The following is a 16,557-nucleotide window of genomic DNA, read 5'->3' on the forward strand; positions in this document are numbered from 1 at the left end:
CAAACAGAGGAACGGGCATGGCCCTGGCAATGGCGCTGACGGCCATGGCCCCGGCGGTTGGGGCCGATACCATCACCCTGCCCGCGATCGTTCCCACCCCAGTCGCGATGACGCTGGGCGATGGCGCGATCCCGCTGGGCCGCCAGGTCACGCTGATCGTCGCCCCCGGCACCGAGCCCGAGACGGCCGCCCTGGTCCGCAACGTGCTGACCCAGGCCGGCATCACCGACATCGCAGTCGCCAAGCGCCTGCCCGCCGCGCTCGACCGGCCGACCATTGTGGTCGGCCCGGACAATGCCGGCCTGATCCGCGAGGCCCTGTCGCGCAGCAACGCCAGTCCCGACGACGCGCGCGAAGGCTATACGCTGACCGCCACCGCCTCGGGTACCGGCGGCCTCATCACGCTGGCCGGGCGTGACGCGGACGGGCTGTTCCACGGCGTCCAGACCTTGCGCCAGCTGCTGACACGCAAGACCATCCCCGCGCTGACCATCCGCGACCATCCCGCCATGCCGATCCGCGGCACGATCGAGGGCTTCTACGGCAAGCCCTGGTCGATGACCGACCGGACCAGGCATCTGGACTTTCTGGGCCAGATGAAGGCGAACACCTATGTCTACAGCCCGAAGGACGATCCCTTCGCGCGCGACAAGTGGCGCGATCCCTATCCCGCCGACACGCTGAGCGCACTGGGCACGCTCGCCGCGCGGGCGCGAGCCAATCATGTGAACTTCGTCTACGCCATCTCGCCGGGGCCGAGCATCTGCTTCTCCAATCCGGCGGACGAGCAGGCGCTGCTGCGCAAATTCGCGGCGCTGCGTGGGATCGGCGTGCATAGCTTCTATGTCGCGCTGGACGACATCGAGTATAAGAAATGGAATTGCGAGGCCGACCAGGCTGCGTTCGGCCCGTCGGGGGCGGAGGCTGCCGGGATCGCGCAATCGAAGCTGCTGAACGCGGTGCAGGCCGACCTGCTGAAGCAGGACCCCGCCGCGCAGCCGCTGATCATGGTGCCGACCGAATATTATGACGCCAAGGAAAGCCCCTATAAGGCGGCCCTGCGCACCCATCTGGACCCGCGCATCGTGGTGCAGTGGACGGGTACCGATGTCGTGCCGCCTGCCATCTCCATCCCCGATGCGAAGGCCGCGACCAAGGCGTTCGGGCGCAAGACGCTGCTCTGGGACAATTATCCGGTCAACGACTATGCCAGCTCGGCCGGGCGGCTGCTCCTCGCCCCCTATGCCAAGCGCGAGGCGGGGCTGTCATCCGAGCTGACCGGCATCCTGTCCAATCCGATGAACCAGGAAGCGCCCAGCCGCGTCGCGGTGACGGGGGTGCTGGCCTTCGGGTGGAACGACAAGGGCTATGACGCCGACCGCACCTGGCACTACGCCGCGCGCGATCTGGCGGGGAATGACGCGCGGGCGACGGCGGCGCTGCTCGAACTGTTCGACACCCAGCATCTCGCGCCAACGTTCGGCAGCCAGCCCTGGCAAGAACAGGCGCCCCGGCTGAAGGCGCTGCTCGACCATGTCCGCGAGGCGCTGGCCAATGGCGACGAGGGTGAACGCCGCGCTGCGCTGGCCGAACTCCATGCCAAGGCCGATGCCCTGGCCGATGCGCCCGATACGATCCGGGCCGGGGTGGTCGATCCGGCCTTTGCCGAACAGGCCGCCCCCTGGCTGGAGGCGATGCAGCTCTGGGGCCGCGCGCTGCAACAGACCGCCGCCGGGCTGGACGCCGCCGAGCAAGGCAATGCGGCGGCGGCGCGCTACTTCGCCGATGCCAAGCGGATCGCGGGTCAGGCCGCCGCCGTGCAGAGCATCAAGGGTGCGGTGCGCTTCGACGGACCGATCAAGATCGCAGACGGCGTGCTCGACCGGTTCATCGCCGACGCGCCCGGCCTGATCGCGGTTACGGCGAAACCGTAACCGTCCGGCTGGCGCGGCGGCCATCGGGGGTGCGGGTGCGAAGCTCGACCACCCCCGTCACCGCGACCGGGCCGGTATAGCGGGTCCAAGCAGCGCCGCCGGTCCGATATTCGATCGGCGTGCCCGCAAACTCGGCATTGGCCTCCAGCCTGCCGCCCAGGATTCGCGCGCCCGGCGGGGCGAGGCGATAGGTGACGCCCGCCCGGTCGAGCAGCCGCATCTGCACGCCCATCCGCCCCGCGAAATCCCGCCAGCCGGTGAGCAGCTTCGTCCGATCGACGCGCGGGTCGTTCGGCGCATAGCCGGTCCCTGCGGCATAGGCCGGCTCCCAGTCCGGCTTGCTCCACGCGCGCTCGGCCAGCGCGAGCAGGCGGGGGAACAGCATGTAATCGACCTGGCTGTCGCGCCGCACCGTCTCGCTCCACAATTGCGCCTGGATACCGGCGATGGCGCGGCCGGGCTGGAGCGGCACGCTGTCCGCAATCGCCTTGGGCTGGGCGAGGATATTGGGGATCAGCGCGGCATTGGCCGCCAGATTGCCCGGCATGAAGCCGAACACCTGGAAACTGTCCACCCCGCGCGAGGCCCAGTCATAGCCCGTCTCGTTCGGGTCGGCGGCATAGGGCATGTCGAAATAACCCAGATCGGGGATCGACAGCACCGTCTTCCACCCCAGATTGGCCTGGCCATGCGTCTCGGCCACCGCCCCGGCATGCAGGTTGCTCCAGATATTGGTCTGGACCTTTGCGGGCATCTTCGCCGGGTCGGTATGGCCCAGCCCGTCGCTCCAGGCGGCGACCGCGATGCCGCGCCTGGCGAGATCGGCGGAAATCCGCTCGATGAAATAGGCGCCGAGTTGCTTGGGTTGCAGCCCGGTCTTCGCCATCATCGCCTTGCAGGCGGGCGACTGGACCCAGGCCCCCGCCGTCTCGTCCGCGCCGATATGATAGGTGGTCAGCGGCACCCCCGCCGCCTTGTGGAGGCCGGCGATGCCGTCGATCACCGTGTCGATAAAGCGATAGGTGCTGTCGATGCAGACGTTCAGCGTGTTGTCGTCATAATGCTGGACGCTGGAATAGCGGGTGGTGTCGCCCGGCTCGACCAGCCGATAGCGCTCGGCGCCGGCACGGTCGCCCTTCGCCATCAGCCGGTCGTACCGCACCTCCATAGACCGGATCGCAGCGCGCGAATGGCCGGGCATGTCGAAGGAAGGGATGACCGCGATCTGCCGCGCCTTCGCCGCACGCAGGATGTCGGCATAATCGGCGGCGGTCAGATAGCCGTTGGTGGCTGCGTCCCTGGCCGGGTCGGCGCCGAGCTGGGGCGACAGGCAGGTCTTCTCGGTCAGTTCGGCACAGCGATAGGCGCCAACCTCGGTCAGTTCGGGCAGCGCCGCGATCTGCAACCGCCAGCCCTCGTCATCGCCCAGATGCAGGTGCAGCGTGTTGAGCTTATACGCCGCCATCTGCTCGATCAGCTTCAGGATCTCGGCCTTGCTGTGGAAATTGCGCGCCAGGTCGATATGCAGCCCACGAAAGCCGTAACGCGGCGCGTCCTCGACATGGAGCGGGCGCAGCGTCGTCCCCTCCGCCGCGATCTGCTGGGCGAGCGAACGCAGCGCATAGGAGGCGCCCGCCGCATCCGCCGCTTCGATGGCGACACCGCCCTTGCCGATGGTCAGGCGATACCCTTCCGGCGCGATGCCCGCCTGTTTGCGAATGGTCAGCGGCACCGTTCCGGTAGGAAGCGCGGCCAGGGCGGGCGCGATGGTCGCGCGGTCGATTCCGGTCGTCGTGATCGCCAAGCCCTTCGACAGATCGACCGGCGCACCGGCGGGCCGCGTTGCCAGCACCGGCCGGGGCAGGATCGCCCCATCGACCGGCGTCGCCGCGCCCCGCTCGGCATAGAGGTCGAAGGCGCGCTCGGGCGTCCGCCACACCGTTCGGTCATCCGCCGACACCCGTGCCAGCGCCGCCTCGTCGGTCATCGGGGCGACGAAGGGCAAGGTCTCCAGCCCCGTCTCCGGGTCGGTCCCCGTCCGCGTCGCGGCGATCACCCGAGGGGCCAGCCCCTCGGCGGCCAGGATCGCATTGGGCATGGCATGGTTGCGCGAGACATAGCTGCCCAGCCCGGTGATCTTCACATGATAGACCTGCCCCGGCTTCAGCCTGTGCCCGGCCTTCAGCGTCAGGACGTTCAGGTCGCCGTTGATCGTCCGGTTGTCGAACGTGTCGCTATCGGTGGACAGCACCGGATTGACGAAGCTGTAGCGGATTTCGACCGGCAGATCGGGTGCCCCCTCGGGCATGGTGATCGCAATATCGGATTCGAAACAGCGCGGCACCCCGGTCGGGCAGGATGCCGGGCGGTTGGTCAGGATGGTGAAGCGATAGCCCATCGTCGCGGCCAGCCGGTCCAGATCGGCCTGTGCCGCCGCCGCCGCCGCCAGGATCGCGGCCGAAGCCCATAAAGTCATCATGTTCTGCCCGTCCCGCTACGCCACACTGGTATTACATTGGATCATGACCTCAGTCTTCCTCCCCTGCAAGGGGAGGGGGACCAGCGAAGCTGGTGGAGGGGTGTAACCGGTCGTAATGGCGGCCTGCTCTCGCAAATGGTGACACCCCTCCGTCAGGGCTGCGCCCTGCCACCTCCCCTTCCAGGGGAGGAATAGAATGCTGGGGGTGACGCCGCCGCCCCTACCGCCTATCTCCACATCATGAAAAAAACCCAGCCGGGTCTGCCGACCCGTGAGCAGATCCTCGCCTTCATCGAACAGTCGGACCAGCCCGCTGGCAAGCGCGAGATCGCGCGGGCCTTTGGCCTCTCCGCGCAGGAGAAGATCGGGCTGAAGGCGCTGCTGAAGGACATGGCGGACGAAGGACTGATCAACAGCGCACCGGGCCGCGCCTTCCACAAGATGGGCGGGTTGCCCAAGGTGACGGTGCTGCGCGTCGTCGATGTCGATGACGGCGGCAATGTCTGGGGCCAGCCCGAGCGCTGGGAGGCGGACGGCATTCCCATTCCCCGCCTGCGCATCCGCGAACGCAAGCGCGGGTCGCTCGGCATCGGGCAGCGGGTGCTGGCGCGGACCGAGGAAGCGGGCGGCGGCTGGATCGCGCATGTCATGAAGACGATCGCCCCCGCCTCCGAACAGGTGCTGGGCGTGCTGCGCGAGGAGGCGGGGCGCTTCTGGCTGACATCCGTCGACAAGAAGGACCGGCGCGAGATGATGGTGTCGGACACCGGCGGCGCGGAAGCGGGCGACCTGGTGCTGGCCGAGAAGGCGGGCCGCCCGCCGCGTATCACCGCAAAGGTGGTCGAGCGGCTGGGCGATCCCTTCGCCCCGCGCAGCTTCTCGCTGATCGCGATCCACAAGTTCGAAATCCCCGACCGCTTCCAGCCCGAGACGCTGGAAGAGGCGGAGCGGGTCGCGCGCCAGCCCTTGGGCGACGACCGCGAAGACCTGCGCGACCTGCCGATCGTCGCGATCGACCCGGTCGATGCGCGCGACCATGACGACGCGGTCTGGGCCGCGCCCGACGACGATCCCGCCAATCCCGAGGGCTGGCGCGCCATCGTCGCGATCGCGGATGTCAGCTTCTATGTCCGCCCCGGCTCGGCGATCGACAAGGATGCGCGGCGGCGGGGAAACTCGGTCTATTTCCCCGACCGGGTGGTGCCGATGCTGCCCGAAATCCTGTCGGCGGATGTCTGTTCGTTGAAAGAGGGCGAGGACCGCGCCGCGCTCGCCTGTCATTTGCAGGTGACGAAGGACGGCAAGCTCAAGGGCTTCCGCTTCACCCGCGCGGTCGTGCGGCTGGCGGCGAACATCGCTTATGAGGATGCGCAGGCCGCGATCGACGGCGAACTGTCGCATCCGCTGACCGAGACGGCGCTGCGTCCCCTATGGGATTGCTGGGCGGCACTGGCCAAGGCACGCGATGCGCGCGAGCCGCTGGACCTCGACCTGCCCGAACGACGTGTGGTGCTCGACCAGAATGGCCGCATCCTGTCGGTCGCGCCGCGCGCGCGGTTGGATGCGCACCGGCTGATCGAGGATTACATGATCGCCGCCAACGTCGCCGCCGCCAAGGCGCTGGAGGCGAAGAAGGCCCCGGTCATGTACCGCGTCCATGAGGTGCCCAGCCGCACCAAGCTGGTCGCGCTGAAGGAGTATCTTGAAACCTTCGACATCCCCTTCGCCATGGGTCAGGTGATCCGCCCGGCGACCTTCAACCGGATCATCGACAAGATCGGCGACGCGGACTTCCGACCGCAGGTGATGGAGCAGATCCTGCGCTCGCAGACCCAGGCCTATTATGCGCCGGTCAATCAGGGGCATTTCGGCCTGTCGCTCGGCTCCTATGCGCACTTCACCTCGCCGATCCGGCGCTATGCCGACCTCGTCGTCCACCGGGCTTTGGTCGGCGCCTATAAGCTAGGCGAAGGCGGTCTGCTGCCCGAGGGCGAGGAGATGGAGCGGCTGGGCACCTCAATCAGCCAATATGAACGCCGCGCGATGGAGGCGGAGCGCGAGACGATCGACCGCTATGTCGCGGCCTATCTGTCCGAGCATGTCGGGCAGGTGGTGGAGACGCGGATCACCGGCGTCACCAATTTCGGCTTCTTCGCGACGGTCGACGGCGTGGGCGGGGACGGGCTGATGCCGATCCGCGATCTGGGCGGCGACTATTTCCATTATGACGAGGGCTCGCAGCAATTGCTGGGCGAGAAGAGCCGTGAAATCTACAAGCTGGGCCAGCGCCTGCCGCTGCGCCTGGCCGAGGCGAACCCGGTATCGGGGGCACTGCGCTTCGAGCTGCCCGACGGCAAGGGCGCCAAGCCCGAGCCGCGCCGGGTGCTGAAACGCCGCGGGCGGCCCGCGAACATCCGCCACAACGGCAAGCGGCGCTGACCCATTCCCCCCCTGCAAGGGGAGGTGGCGCGCGGAGCGCGACGTAGGGGTGTCCCGTTATCGATAGGGGGACACCCCTCCACCACCGCTTCGCGGCGGTCCCCCTCCCCTTACAGGGGAGGAAAAGACGGGATCGCTCCCCTGCCCCCATGCGTACCCTCCCCATAGGAGAATACACATGGGCAATATGGTGGATGGCGTCTGGCACGCCGACGGGCTGTTCAAGTCGGACGAGAAGGGCAGCTTCAAACGCCCCGATTCCGGTTTTCGCGACTGGGTGACGGCGGACGGCGCACCCGGCCCGGACGGCCAGCCCGGCCACCGGGCCGAGCCGGGGCGCTATCACCTCTATGTCTCCTATGCCTGCCCCTGGGCGCATCGGACGCTGATCCTGCGTGCGCTCAAAGGGCTGGACGCGATGATCGACGTGTCGGTGGTCGACCCGGTGATGCGCGAAAATGGCTGGACCTTCGCCACGACGCATGGCGGCACCGGCGATCCGCTGCACGGCGCGGACTATCTGTGGCAACTCTATGCCCGTGCCCGCGACGGCTATAGCGGCAAGGTCACGGTGCCGGTGCTGTGGGACAAGGCGCGCAATACGATCGTCAGCAACGAGTCGGCCGAGATCATCCGCATGTTGAACAGCGCCTTTGACGGGTCGGGCGCGCTGGAGGGCGACTATTATCCCGCCGGACTCCGCGACGAGATCGATGCCGTGAACGCCGCCGTCTATGACCGGGTGAATAACGGCGTCTATAAATGCGGCTTCGCCAAGACGCAGGCGGCGTATGACGATGCGGTCGGCCCGTTATTCGCCGAGCTGGACCGGCTGGAGGAACGGCTAAACGGCCGCGACTGGCTGGTCGGGGACCGGATGACCGAGGCGGATATTCGGCTGTTCACCACGCTGGTCCGCTTCGACGCGGTCTATCACGGGCATTTCAAATGCAATCTGCGGCGGCTGCAGGATTATCCGGCGCTGGAGGCTCTGCTGGAGCGGATGCTGGCGATCCCGGCCATCGCGGACACGGTGCATCTGGATCATATCAAGACGCATTATTATGCCAGCCATCGCGAGCTGAACCCGACCGGGATCGTGCCCGCCGGGCCGGTTTTGCCCTGGGCGGGATTGGTGCGGGCATAATAAGCCCCTCCTCCCGGAGGGGGGAGGGGTTTGGGGAGGGGGTTTCGCCGCGAGCAATGCTCTCGGTGAGACCTCCTGCCCTCCCCCCAGCCCCCTCCCGCTTGCGGGAGGGGGAGTTCCCTCTCAATACGCCCGGCCGATCAACACCCGCTCTACCGCCGCGCGGCCGGTGAAGATGCACGGCCCATCGTCACACCCGGTCTGCCCCATCGGCGCGTTGCGGATGGTGAGCTTCAGGCCCTTCAGCTTCTCGACCACCTGCTCGAGCTCTTCGCCGGTCGGCTTGGCCCAGCGGACATCGACCCAGCCGGGGTTCTTTACGCCGTCCGCGAAATGCGCCTCGACGCCCGCCCAGTCGTCGACCGGCACGATCTGCGCCTTCAGCCGCTCGGCCGACTGGCGGTGGAGTTCGCCCTGGATGTCGGCCAGCAGCGCCTCGACGCCCGACACGAAATCACCGCGCGGCTGCACGACCGAATCGAGCTTGCCGTCCTCGCGGTACAGCCGGTCGCGGCGGATGACCGAGACGTTGCCGCCCGCCATATCGCGGCCGCCGACTTCGATGACGACGGGCGCGCCCTTCTTGACCCAGCCCCAGCGCTTGGTCGCGGCCTTTTGCGCCCGCGCATCGACCATCGCGCGGATCGGCTCGCCCAGCGCCGTCCCGCCGGCCAATTCCTTTTGCAGGTCGCGGCAATAGGCGAGCAGCGCCTCATCCTCGGGCTGGTCGCGCAGCATCGGCACGATCACCACCTGCCACGGCGCGACCTTGGGCGGTACGCGCATCCCGTCATCGTCGCCATGCACCATGATCATCGCGCCGATGGTGCGCGTCGTCATGCCCCAGCTGGTCGTCTGCGCATAATCCAGCCCGCCCTCGGCATTCTGGAAGCGGATATTCTGCGCCTTAGCGAAATTATCGCCCAGGAAGTGGCTGGTCGCGGTCTGCAGCGCCTTGCCGTCCTGCATCATCGCCTCGATCGAATAGGTCGAGACAGCGCCCGGAAAGCGCTCATTCTCGGGCTTCTCGCCCGCGATCACATGAACGCCCAGGCAGTCCTCGGCGAAGCTGCGATAGACCTCCAGCATCTGCAGCGTTTCGGCCCGCGCCTCGTCGACCGTGGCATGGGCGGTATGCCCCTCCTGCCACAGGAATTCGGCGGTGCGCAGGAACATGCGGGTGCGCATTTCCCAGCGGACGACGTTCGCCCACTGGTTGATGAGCACCGGCAGGTCGCGCCACGACTGGACCCAGCGGGCAAAGGCGGTGCCGATCACCGTCTCCGAGGTGGGGCGGACGACCAAAGGCTCTTCCAGCTTCGCCTCGGGATCGGGGACCAGCCCGCCCTTGCCGTCCGCGATCAGCCGGTGATGCGTGACGACCGCCATTTCCTTGGCGAAGCCGTCGACATGCTCGGCCTCCTTCTCGAAATAGCTGAGCGGGATGAAGAGTGGGAAATAGCAATTCTCATGCCCCGTCGCCTTGATGCGATCGTCGAGCAACCGCTGGATCCGCTCCCAGATGCCGTAACCCCAGGGGCGGATGACCATGCAGCCACGGACGCCCGATTCCTCGGCCAGATCGCCCTCGGCGATGACGGACTGATACCAGGCGGAGAAATCCGCGTCGCGGGTGACGGGCAGAGCGTGCTTCATGCCCGCCCGATAGCGGCAAAGGGGGCCATTCGCCAAGGGGGCGACGCGTCCGGGGTTTCGCCTCGCCTCATCAGGGGTTAGGGGCAGGCGCATGACCGGCGACCGCGTGCTCAAGGGCATCGGCCTGCGCCTGATCGCCATCTTCTTCCTGTCGACCATGTCGGCGCTCATCAAGCTGGCGGAATCGCGCGGGGCGACCCTGTTCGAAACCATGTTCTGGCGACAGGCCTGCGCGCTGCCGGTCGTCCTGGGTTTCGTGATGGCGGGCCCCGGACTGGGTTCGCTGCGGACCAGCCGGTTCAAGGGCCATCTGGCGCGGTCGATGGTCGGGCTGATCGGCATGGTCTTCACCTTCGGCGCGGTGCTGTTGCTGCCACTGGCCGAGGCGACGACGTTCCAGTTCACCGTACCGATCTTCGCCACGTTGCTGGGGGCGCTGGTGCTGGGCGAGAAGACCGGAATCCAGCGCTGGAGCGCGGTGCTGATCGGCTTTGTCGGCGTGCTGATCGTGGTGCGGCCGGGGGCGAGCGACATGTCGCTGCTGGGTGCGGGCGTGGGGTTGCTGGCCGCGTTGTTCGTCGCGATCGTCGCCATCCTGCTACGCCAGTTGCGCGACGAGCCTGCGGGGACGACGGTCTTCTACTTCTCGACGCTGACCCTGCCCTTCATCGCGATCCCTTACGCCTTTCAGATCCAGGGGCATGACTGGGGCACCTGGGCGATCCTGGGGTCGATCGGGCTGGTCGGCGGCTTCGGCCAGATCGCGCTGACCGGGGCGTCACGGCTGGCGCCGGTCGCGGCGGTGGTGCCGATGGACTATTCGGGGCTGATCTGGGCGACCGTCTATGGCTGGCTGATCTTCGGGGTGCTGCCCGCCTCGACCACCTGGATGGGTGCGCCGATCATCATCGCCAGCGGCTTGTTCATCGTGTGGCGCGAGCAGAGGCTGGGCAAGCAGCAGACGATCACGGCCGCGCCGGAGGATTGATTCCGGATAATTCCTCCCCTGGAAGGGGAGGTGGCAGGCCGAAGGCCTGACGGAGGGGTGTGACGCTATCGAGAGGGAGACACCCCTCCGACGCGCTCCGCGCGCCACCTCCCCTTACAGGGGAGGAATTTCAGCGCACGTCCCACCGCGTCGGCGCATTTTCCTGCCACCCGGCCCGGTGGAGCAGCGGGGTGTCGTCGTCCCACTCCGCATGGCCCAGGCACAGATAGGCCGTGAACGCCCAGTCCTCCGGCACCGCGAACAGCCGCTCCATGGCGGCGGGGTCCAAGATCGACACCATCCCCATGCCCAGATTGGCCGCCCGTGCCGCCAGCCATAGCGTATGGATCGCCATCGCGGTCGACTGGCGCAGCGTCTCCGGCATGGTGCGGCGGCCAAGGCCATGGCCTTCCGCCGGATCGACATGGGTGAAGACCGCCAGTTGCACGGGCGCGGCGTCGAGTCCGGCGAGCTTGAGCGCGCGGTAGGCGGCCGCCTGTTCGTCGGCATAGTCGGCCGCCGCTTCTTCGTCACAACGCTGGAAATCCGCCTGGACCGCTGCACGCAGGCCAGGGTCCTCCACCCGGATCACCCGCCAGGGCCGCGCATTGCCGACCGACGGCGCCAGCGCCATCGCCTCGGCCAGCCGCGCCAGCACCGCCTCGTTGATCGGATCGGTGCGGAAGTGCCGCACATCCCGACGCCAGCGCAGGATCGTCTCCAGCGTATCGGCCTGGTTCGCGTCAAAGCGCATGGTCGTCCCTTTTCCGGCCCGGAGCATCCCGTCGCGCTTGTGCGTTGCAGCACCCGGCTTCAATCGATTTATCTGTCATGAAAGGGAGACCAAGCGGCTGTGAGCGAACGGAAATTGATGCTGCTCGGCTGGATCGCGACCGCCACGGCGGTGGCCATGTACCTGTCCTATATCGACCAGATCCAGCTGAACCTAGCGGGCCATAAGGGCTCCACCATCCAGCCGCTGGCGACGATGGTGAATTGCGCGCTCTGGGTCGCCTATGGCTTCCTGCGCGAGAAGCGGGACTGGCCGATCGTCTTCGCCAATGCGCCCGGCGTGATCCTGGGCGGGATTTCGTTGTTCACGGCGCTTTGATCGGACAACTTCCCTCACCCTTCCCTCTCCCATTGGGAGAGGGAAGGGTGAGGGAAGCTATGCGATCAAGCCGCCTTGTCCTTCCACACCAGCACCGGCTTGCGCGCGGCGAGCGTCTCGTCAAGGCGCGCGCGCGGCGCGAAGTGCGGCGCGGTCTTGAGCGACGGGTCGCCCGCCTTGGCCCGCTCCGCCACCGACGCCAGCGCGCCGATGAACTGATCGAGCGCGGCCTTGGATTCGGTCTCGGTCGGCTCGACTAGCATCGCGCCGTGGACGACCAGCGGGAAATACATGGTCATCGGGTGGAAGCCTTCGTCGATCAGCGCCTTGGCGACGTCGATCGTCGAGAAGCCCTCGGCCAGCCCTTCGTCCGAGAAGATGGCTTCGTGCATGCACGGGCCGCTCTTGGCGAACGGCGCGTCCAGCGTATTCTCCAGCGAGCGCAGGATATAGTTGGCGTTGAGCACCGCATCCTCGGCGACCTGGCGCAGGCCGTCCGCACCGTGGCTGAGGATATAGGTCAGCGCGCGGGTGAACATGCCCATCTGACCGTGGAAGGCAACCATGCGACCGAAGCTGTCGGCGTGATGGTCGTCGGCATTTTCCTCCTCGACCAGGCGGAAGCCCTCGCCCGTCTTCTCGACGAAAGGCAGCGGCGCGAACGGCGTCAGCGCTTCGGAGAACACCACCGGCCCCGAACCCGGCCCGCCGCCGCCATGCGGGGTCGAGAAGGTCTTGTGCAGGTTGATGTGCATCGCATCGACGCCCAGATCGCCCGGACGCACGCGGCCGACGATCGCGTTGAAGTTCGCGCCGTCGCAATAGACATAGCCGCCGGCGGCATGGACCGCGTCGGAAATGTCTTTCAGGTCCCGCTCGAACAGGCCGCAGGTGTTCGGGTTGGTGATCATCACGCCCGCCACGTCCGGCCCCAGCCGCGCCTTCAGCGCGCCTGTGTCGACACGCCCCTCGGCGGCGGCGGGGATGTTCTCGACCGAGAAGCCCGCGAACGCCGCCGTCGCCGGGTTGGTGCCGTGCGCCGATTCGGGGACCAGGATCACCTTGCGATGACCCTCGCCCCGCTTCTCCAGCGCCGCCTTGATCGCCAGGATGCCGCACAGCTCGCCATGCGCGCCCGCCTTGGGGCTCATCGCCACCGAGGTCATGCCGGTCAGCGTGACCAGCCAGTGCGCCAGCTGGTGGATGACCTCCAGTGCGCCCTGCACCGTGTCGACGGGCTGGAGCGGGTGGACGTCGCTGAAACCGGGCAGACGCGCCATCTTCTCGTTCAGGCGCGGATTATGCTTCATCGTGCACGAGCCGAGCGGGAACAGGCCCAGGTCGATCGCGTAGTTCTGACGCGACAGGCGGGTGTAATGGCGCACCGTCTCCGGCTCCGACAGGCCCGGCAGGCCGATCGCGCTCTTACGCGACAGGTCGCCCAGCCGCGAACCCGCGACATCGCCCTCGGCGAAATCGACGCCGGTCGTCTCAGAATCGCCGATCTCGAAGATCAGCGCCTCTTCCAGCATCAGCGCGCGGTTACCGGTGAAGGTCGCAGGCACGTCGCCGTCCTTGGCCTCGGGGCTCGTGGGCTTCCAGCCGCTCTGGTTGATCGTCATGCCAGCACCTCCTCGAGAGCCTTGGCAAGCGTCTCGATATCCTCCGCCGTCACCGTTTCGGTGACCGCCACCACCAGTCCGTTCGCGAGTGCGTCCTCGCCCGGATAGAGCCGACCGAGCGACACGCCCGCCAGCACGCCGCGCTCGGCGAGTGTCCGTACGATCGGACGCGCCTCGCGGCCGAGATCCAGCGTGAACTCGTTGAAGAACACGCCGTTGACCAGCTTGACGCCCGGCACCTTCGCCAGACGATCCGCCGCGCGGCAGGCATTGGCATGGTTGATCCCCGCCATCCGGCGCAGACCCGCCTCGCCCAGCAGCGTCATGTGGATCGAGAAGGCGAGCGCACACAGCCCCGAATTGGTGCAGATGTTCGAGGTCGCCTTTTCGCGGCGGATATGCTGCTCGCGGGTCGACAGCGTCAGCACGAAGCCGCGCTTGCCGTCCGCATCCACCGTCTCGCCACAGAAGCGGCCCGGCATCTGGCGGATATATTTATCCTTGCAGCCCATCAGGCCCACATAAGGACCGCCGAACTGAAGCCCGACGCCCAGCGACTGGCCTTCGCCCACCACAATGTCGGCGTCCATCTCGCCGGGTGCGCGGATCGCGCCCAGCGCGACCGGTTCGGTCACGACCGCGATCAGCAGCGCCTTCTTGGCGTGGCAGGCCTCGGCCAGCGGGGTCAGGTCGGCGATGCGGCCGAGAATGTCGGGGTATTGGACGACGACGCAGGACGTGTCGCCGTCGATCGCCGCGATCATCTGGTCGAGATCGGTCTCGGCGGTCAGGACGGGCCTGCCGGTCTCCAGCGTGTCGCCGGTGTACTTCGCCATCGTCTTGGCGACCGAGACATAATGCGGGTGCAGGCCCGAGGAAAGGATCGCCTTGGACTTCTTGGTGATGCGCCGCGCCATGCCGATCGCTTCCCAGCAGGCGGTCGAGCCGTCATACATGGAGGCGTTGGCGACATCGGTGCCGAGCAGACGCGCCACCTGCGTCTGGAACTCGAACAGCATCTGCAGCGTGCCCTGCGCGATTTCCGGCTGATAGGGCGTGTAGGCGGTCAGGAACTCGCCGCGCTGGATCAGGTGATCGACGCTGGCGGGGACATGATGGCGATAGGCACCGCACCCCAGGAAGAAGGGCACGTCGCCCGCGACCATGTTCTTGCGCGCGAGCGCGGTCATGTGCCGCTCGACCGCCAGTTCGGAGGCGTGGTTGGGCAGCCCTTCAATGGGGCCGGACAGGCGGGCGGCTTCGGGCACGTCGACGAACAGGTCGTCGACCGAGCCCGCGCCGATGACCGAGAGCATCTCGGCCCGGTCGGAAGAGGTAAGGGGCAGGTAGCGCATGCGTTCCATTTCTCCGCCCCTCACCCCGAAAACCTCGCGGATCGAGGGGTCATCGCTTTGCCCGCCCCGGAGAGGACGGGAGGCATCGGGCAGCCGCCCGAATGGGGGAGGATGACGCCCCTCCCCCAAGGCGTCGGATTACAGCTTGGCGACGAACGCGGCGTAGGCGGTTTCGTCCATCAGGCCTTCCAGCTCCGAGGCGTCGGACAGGGTGATCTTGAAGAACCAGCCCTCGCCTTCCGGATCGGTGTTGACCAGGCCCGGCTCGTCGCTGAGTTGAGCATTGCCCTCGATCACGGTGCCCGACACGGGCGCGTAGACGTCCGACGCGGCCTTGACCGACTCGACCACGGCGGCCTCGTCGCCCTTGGACAGTTCGCGGCCTTCCTCGGGGACGTCGACGAACACGATGTCGCCCAGCGCGCCCTGCGCATAATCGGAGATGCCGACCGTGCCGACATCACCGTCGACGTCGATCCACTCATGATCTTCGGTGAAATAGCGGCTCATGGTCACTTGGCTCCTGAACGAACGTAACGATGGGGGACGAACGGCATCGCCGTGACGGTGGCGTCATGGGTCTTGCCGCGCTGAAGAAGTTTGACGATCGTGCCGGGCGTCGCCAGCTCGGTCGGCACATAGGCCATGGCGATCGGCGCCCCCATCGAGGGGGCAAAGCCGCCGCTGGTCACGCGGCCGATGACCGAACCGTCCTCGGCCACCACCGACGCGCCTTCGCGCACCGGCTGGCGGCCCGCGACGGTCAGGCCGACGCGCTTCACGGCGGGGCCGTTCTCGCGTTCGGCGAGGATACGCTCGGCGCCCAGGAAGTCGGCCGCCTCGCGACGCTTCTTGGCGAGTGCGAAGCCCAGATCGGCCATCACCGGCGTCGTCTCGGGATCGAGGTCATGGCCATAGAGCGGCAGCCCCGCCTCCAGGCGCAGCGAGTCGCGCGCGCCCAGGCCGATCGGCTTCACTTCCGCCTGCTCGCACAGCAGATCGGCGAACGCGGCGGCGTGCTCGGCGGGGATCGAAATTTCGTAACCGTCCTCGCCGGTATAGCCCGAGCGGCTGATCCACAGCGGCACGTCGTTCCAGACGAAGTCGGCGGCGGTCATGAACACCAAAGCCTCGACGCCGGGCACGATCCGCGACAGCGCATCGACCGCCTTCGGACCCTGGAGCGCCAGCAGCGCCTGCTCGTCGAGCAGGTTCAGCGTCGCATCGTCGGGGATGAAGTCGAGCAGATAGGCGATGTCGTCATACTTCGTCGCGCCGTTGACGACCATGTAGAGCTCGTCCGCGCCGTCGAGGGAGCGCTTCGTCACCATCAGGTCGTCGAGGATACCGCCCTCTTCGTTGAGCAGCAGCGAGTAGCGGTTCTTGCGATCGCCGAGCCCAGCGATGTCGCCCGGCAGCACCTTTTCCAGCGCGGTGACGACGGGACCGAGGCCGTTCTCGCCGGTGAAGACCACCTGGCCCATATGGCTGACGTCGAACAGCCCGGCCGACTCGCGGGTCCACAGATGCTCGGCCATGATGCCTTCATACTGGACCGGCATCTCATATCCGGCGAACGGGACCATCCGCCCGCCGCGCGCGCGATGCCATGCGTCCAGCGGCAGTGTCTGGATGATCTCCTGACCCTCGGGGGCGTCTTCTACGTTCAGGTCGGTTGCGTCGCTCACGGGGCCGGTCTCCGTCAAAAGGGTGTCGGCTAGGGACGCGTGTGTCCTTACCCGATCCGATCCCCCTCTGTCACGGAACCTGAGAGCTTTCGCCGGAATTTCCGGCTTACCCCTTCGGTGGCGCCCAAGGCCTAAGGC

General features: G+C 67.4%; 12 protein-coding genes. 5 read left to right on the forward strand and 7 right to left on the reverse strand.

Going from position 1 to position 16,557, the window contains the following annotated elements:
- Positions 1-17: 17 nt before the first annotated feature.
- Positions 18-1,934, forward strand: a complete 1,917-nt coding sequence (locus QZ546_RS03630; RefSeq protein ID WP_294234876.1) for a beta-N-acetylglucosaminidase domain-containing protein — start codon at positions 18-20, stop codon at positions 1,932-1,934.
- On the opposite strand, the gene QZ546_RS03635 is transcribed toward QZ546_RS03630, so the two are convergent.
- Entirely contained in the window at positions 1,918-4,413 is a 2,496-nt protein-coding gene (locus tag QZ546_RS03635; protein ID WP_294234879.1) for a family 20 glycosylhydrolase, read from the reverse strand. The two genes, QZ546_RS03630 and QZ546_RS03635, sit on opposite strands and share 17 nt — an antisense overlap.
- A 240-nt stretch (positions 4,414-4,653) precedes the next feature.
- On the opposite strand from QZ546_RS03635, the gene rnr reads away from it, so the two are divergent.
- Together rnr and QZ546_RS03645 are read left to right on the forward strand one after the other, a co-directional pair.
- The gene (gene rnr, locus QZ546_RS03640) at positions 4,654-6,852 is read left to right on the forward strand and encodes a ribonuclease R (RefSeq protein ID WP_294234882.1); all 2,199 of its coding nucleotides are present in this window, start codon (positions 4,654-4,656) and stop codon (positions 6,850-6,852) included.
- Positions 6,853-7,030: 178 nt separating this feature from the next.
- Positions 7,031-7,999 (forward strand): glutathione S-transferase family protein, encoded by a 969-nt coding sequence (locus tag QZ546_RS03645; RefSeq protein ID WP_294234885.1) that lies wholly within the window; start codon positions 7,031-7,033, stop codon positions 7,997-7,999.
- Between the two features lie 123 nt (positions 8,000-8,122).
- Here QZ546_RS03645 and proS read toward each other — a convergent pair whose 3' ends face one another.
- A complete protein-coding gene (gene proS, locus QZ546_RS03650; RefSeq protein ID WP_294234888.1) occupies positions 8,123-9,655 on the reverse strand; it encodes a proline--tRNA ligase in 1,533 nt (510 codons plus the stop codon).
- 91 nt (positions 9,656-9,746) lie between these two features.
- Here proS and QZ546_RS03655 point away from each other — a divergent pair, with 91 nt between their 5' ends.
- Positions 9,747-10,643 (forward strand): DMT family transporter, encoded by an 897-nt coding sequence (locus tag QZ546_RS03655; RefSeq protein ID WP_294234891.1) that lies wholly within the window; start codon positions 9,747-9,749, stop codon positions 10,641-10,643.
- 130 nt (positions 10,644-10,773) lie between these two features.
- Here the strand turns inward: QZ546_RS03655 and bluB are convergent, their stop codons facing one another.
- A complete protein-coding gene (bluB, locus tag QZ546_RS03660; protein WP_294234895.1) occupies positions 10,774-11,397 on the reverse strand; it encodes a 5,6-dimethylbenzimidazole synthase in 624 nt (207 codons plus the stop codon).
- A gap of 99 nt (positions 11,398-11,496) precedes the next feature.
- Between bluB and QZ546_RS03665 the strand changes: the two genes are divergently transcribed.
- A complete protein-coding gene (locus QZ546_RS03665; protein ID WP_294234898.1) occupies positions 11,497-11,754 on the forward strand; it encodes a SemiSWEET family transporter in 258 nt (85 codons plus the stop codon).
- 65 nt (positions 11,755-11,819) lie between these two features.
- On the opposite strand, the gene gcvPB is transcribed toward QZ546_RS03665, so the two are convergent.
- The 4 genes from gcvPB to gcvT all read right to left on the reverse strand — a co-directional run bounded on the left by gcvPB (position 11,820) and on the right by gcvT (position 16,419).
- Entirely contained in the window at positions 11,820-13,376 is a 1,557-nt protein-coding gene (gcvPB, locus tag QZ546_RS03670) for an aminomethyl-transferring glycine dehydrogenase subunit GcvPB (RefSeq protein ID WP_294234901.1), read from the reverse strand.
- Positions 13,373-14,731: an aminomethyl-transferring glycine dehydrogenase subunit GcvPA gene (gene gcvPA / locus QZ546_RS03675; RefSeq protein ID WP_294234903.1), complete on the reverse strand. Its 1,359-nt coding sequence runs from the start codon at positions 14,729-14,731 to the stop codon at positions 13,373-13,375. Before gcvPA ends, gcvPB begins: the two co-directional genes overlap by 4 nt.
- 138 nt (positions 14,732-14,869) lie before the next feature.
- Positions 14,870-15,241, reverse strand: a complete 372-nt coding sequence (gcvH, locus tag QZ546_RS03680; protein ID WP_294234906.1) for a glycine cleavage system protein GcvH — start codon at positions 15,239-15,241, stop codon at positions 14,870-14,872.
- A gap of 2 nt (positions 15,242-15,243) precedes the next feature.
- Positions 15,244-16,419: a glycine cleavage system aminomethyltransferase GcvT gene (gene gcvT / locus QZ546_RS03685; RefSeq protein ID WP_294234911.1), complete on the reverse strand. Its 1,176-nt coding sequence runs from the start codon at positions 16,417-16,419 to the stop codon at positions 15,244-15,246.
- Positions 16,420-16,557: the final 138 nt, after the last annotated feature.

This window comes from uncultured Sphingomonas sp., assembly GCF_913062585.1.
In the GTDB taxonomy this organism is placed as follows: Bacteria; Pseudomonadota; Alphaproteobacteria; order Sphingomonadales; family Sphingomonadaceae; genus Sphingomonas.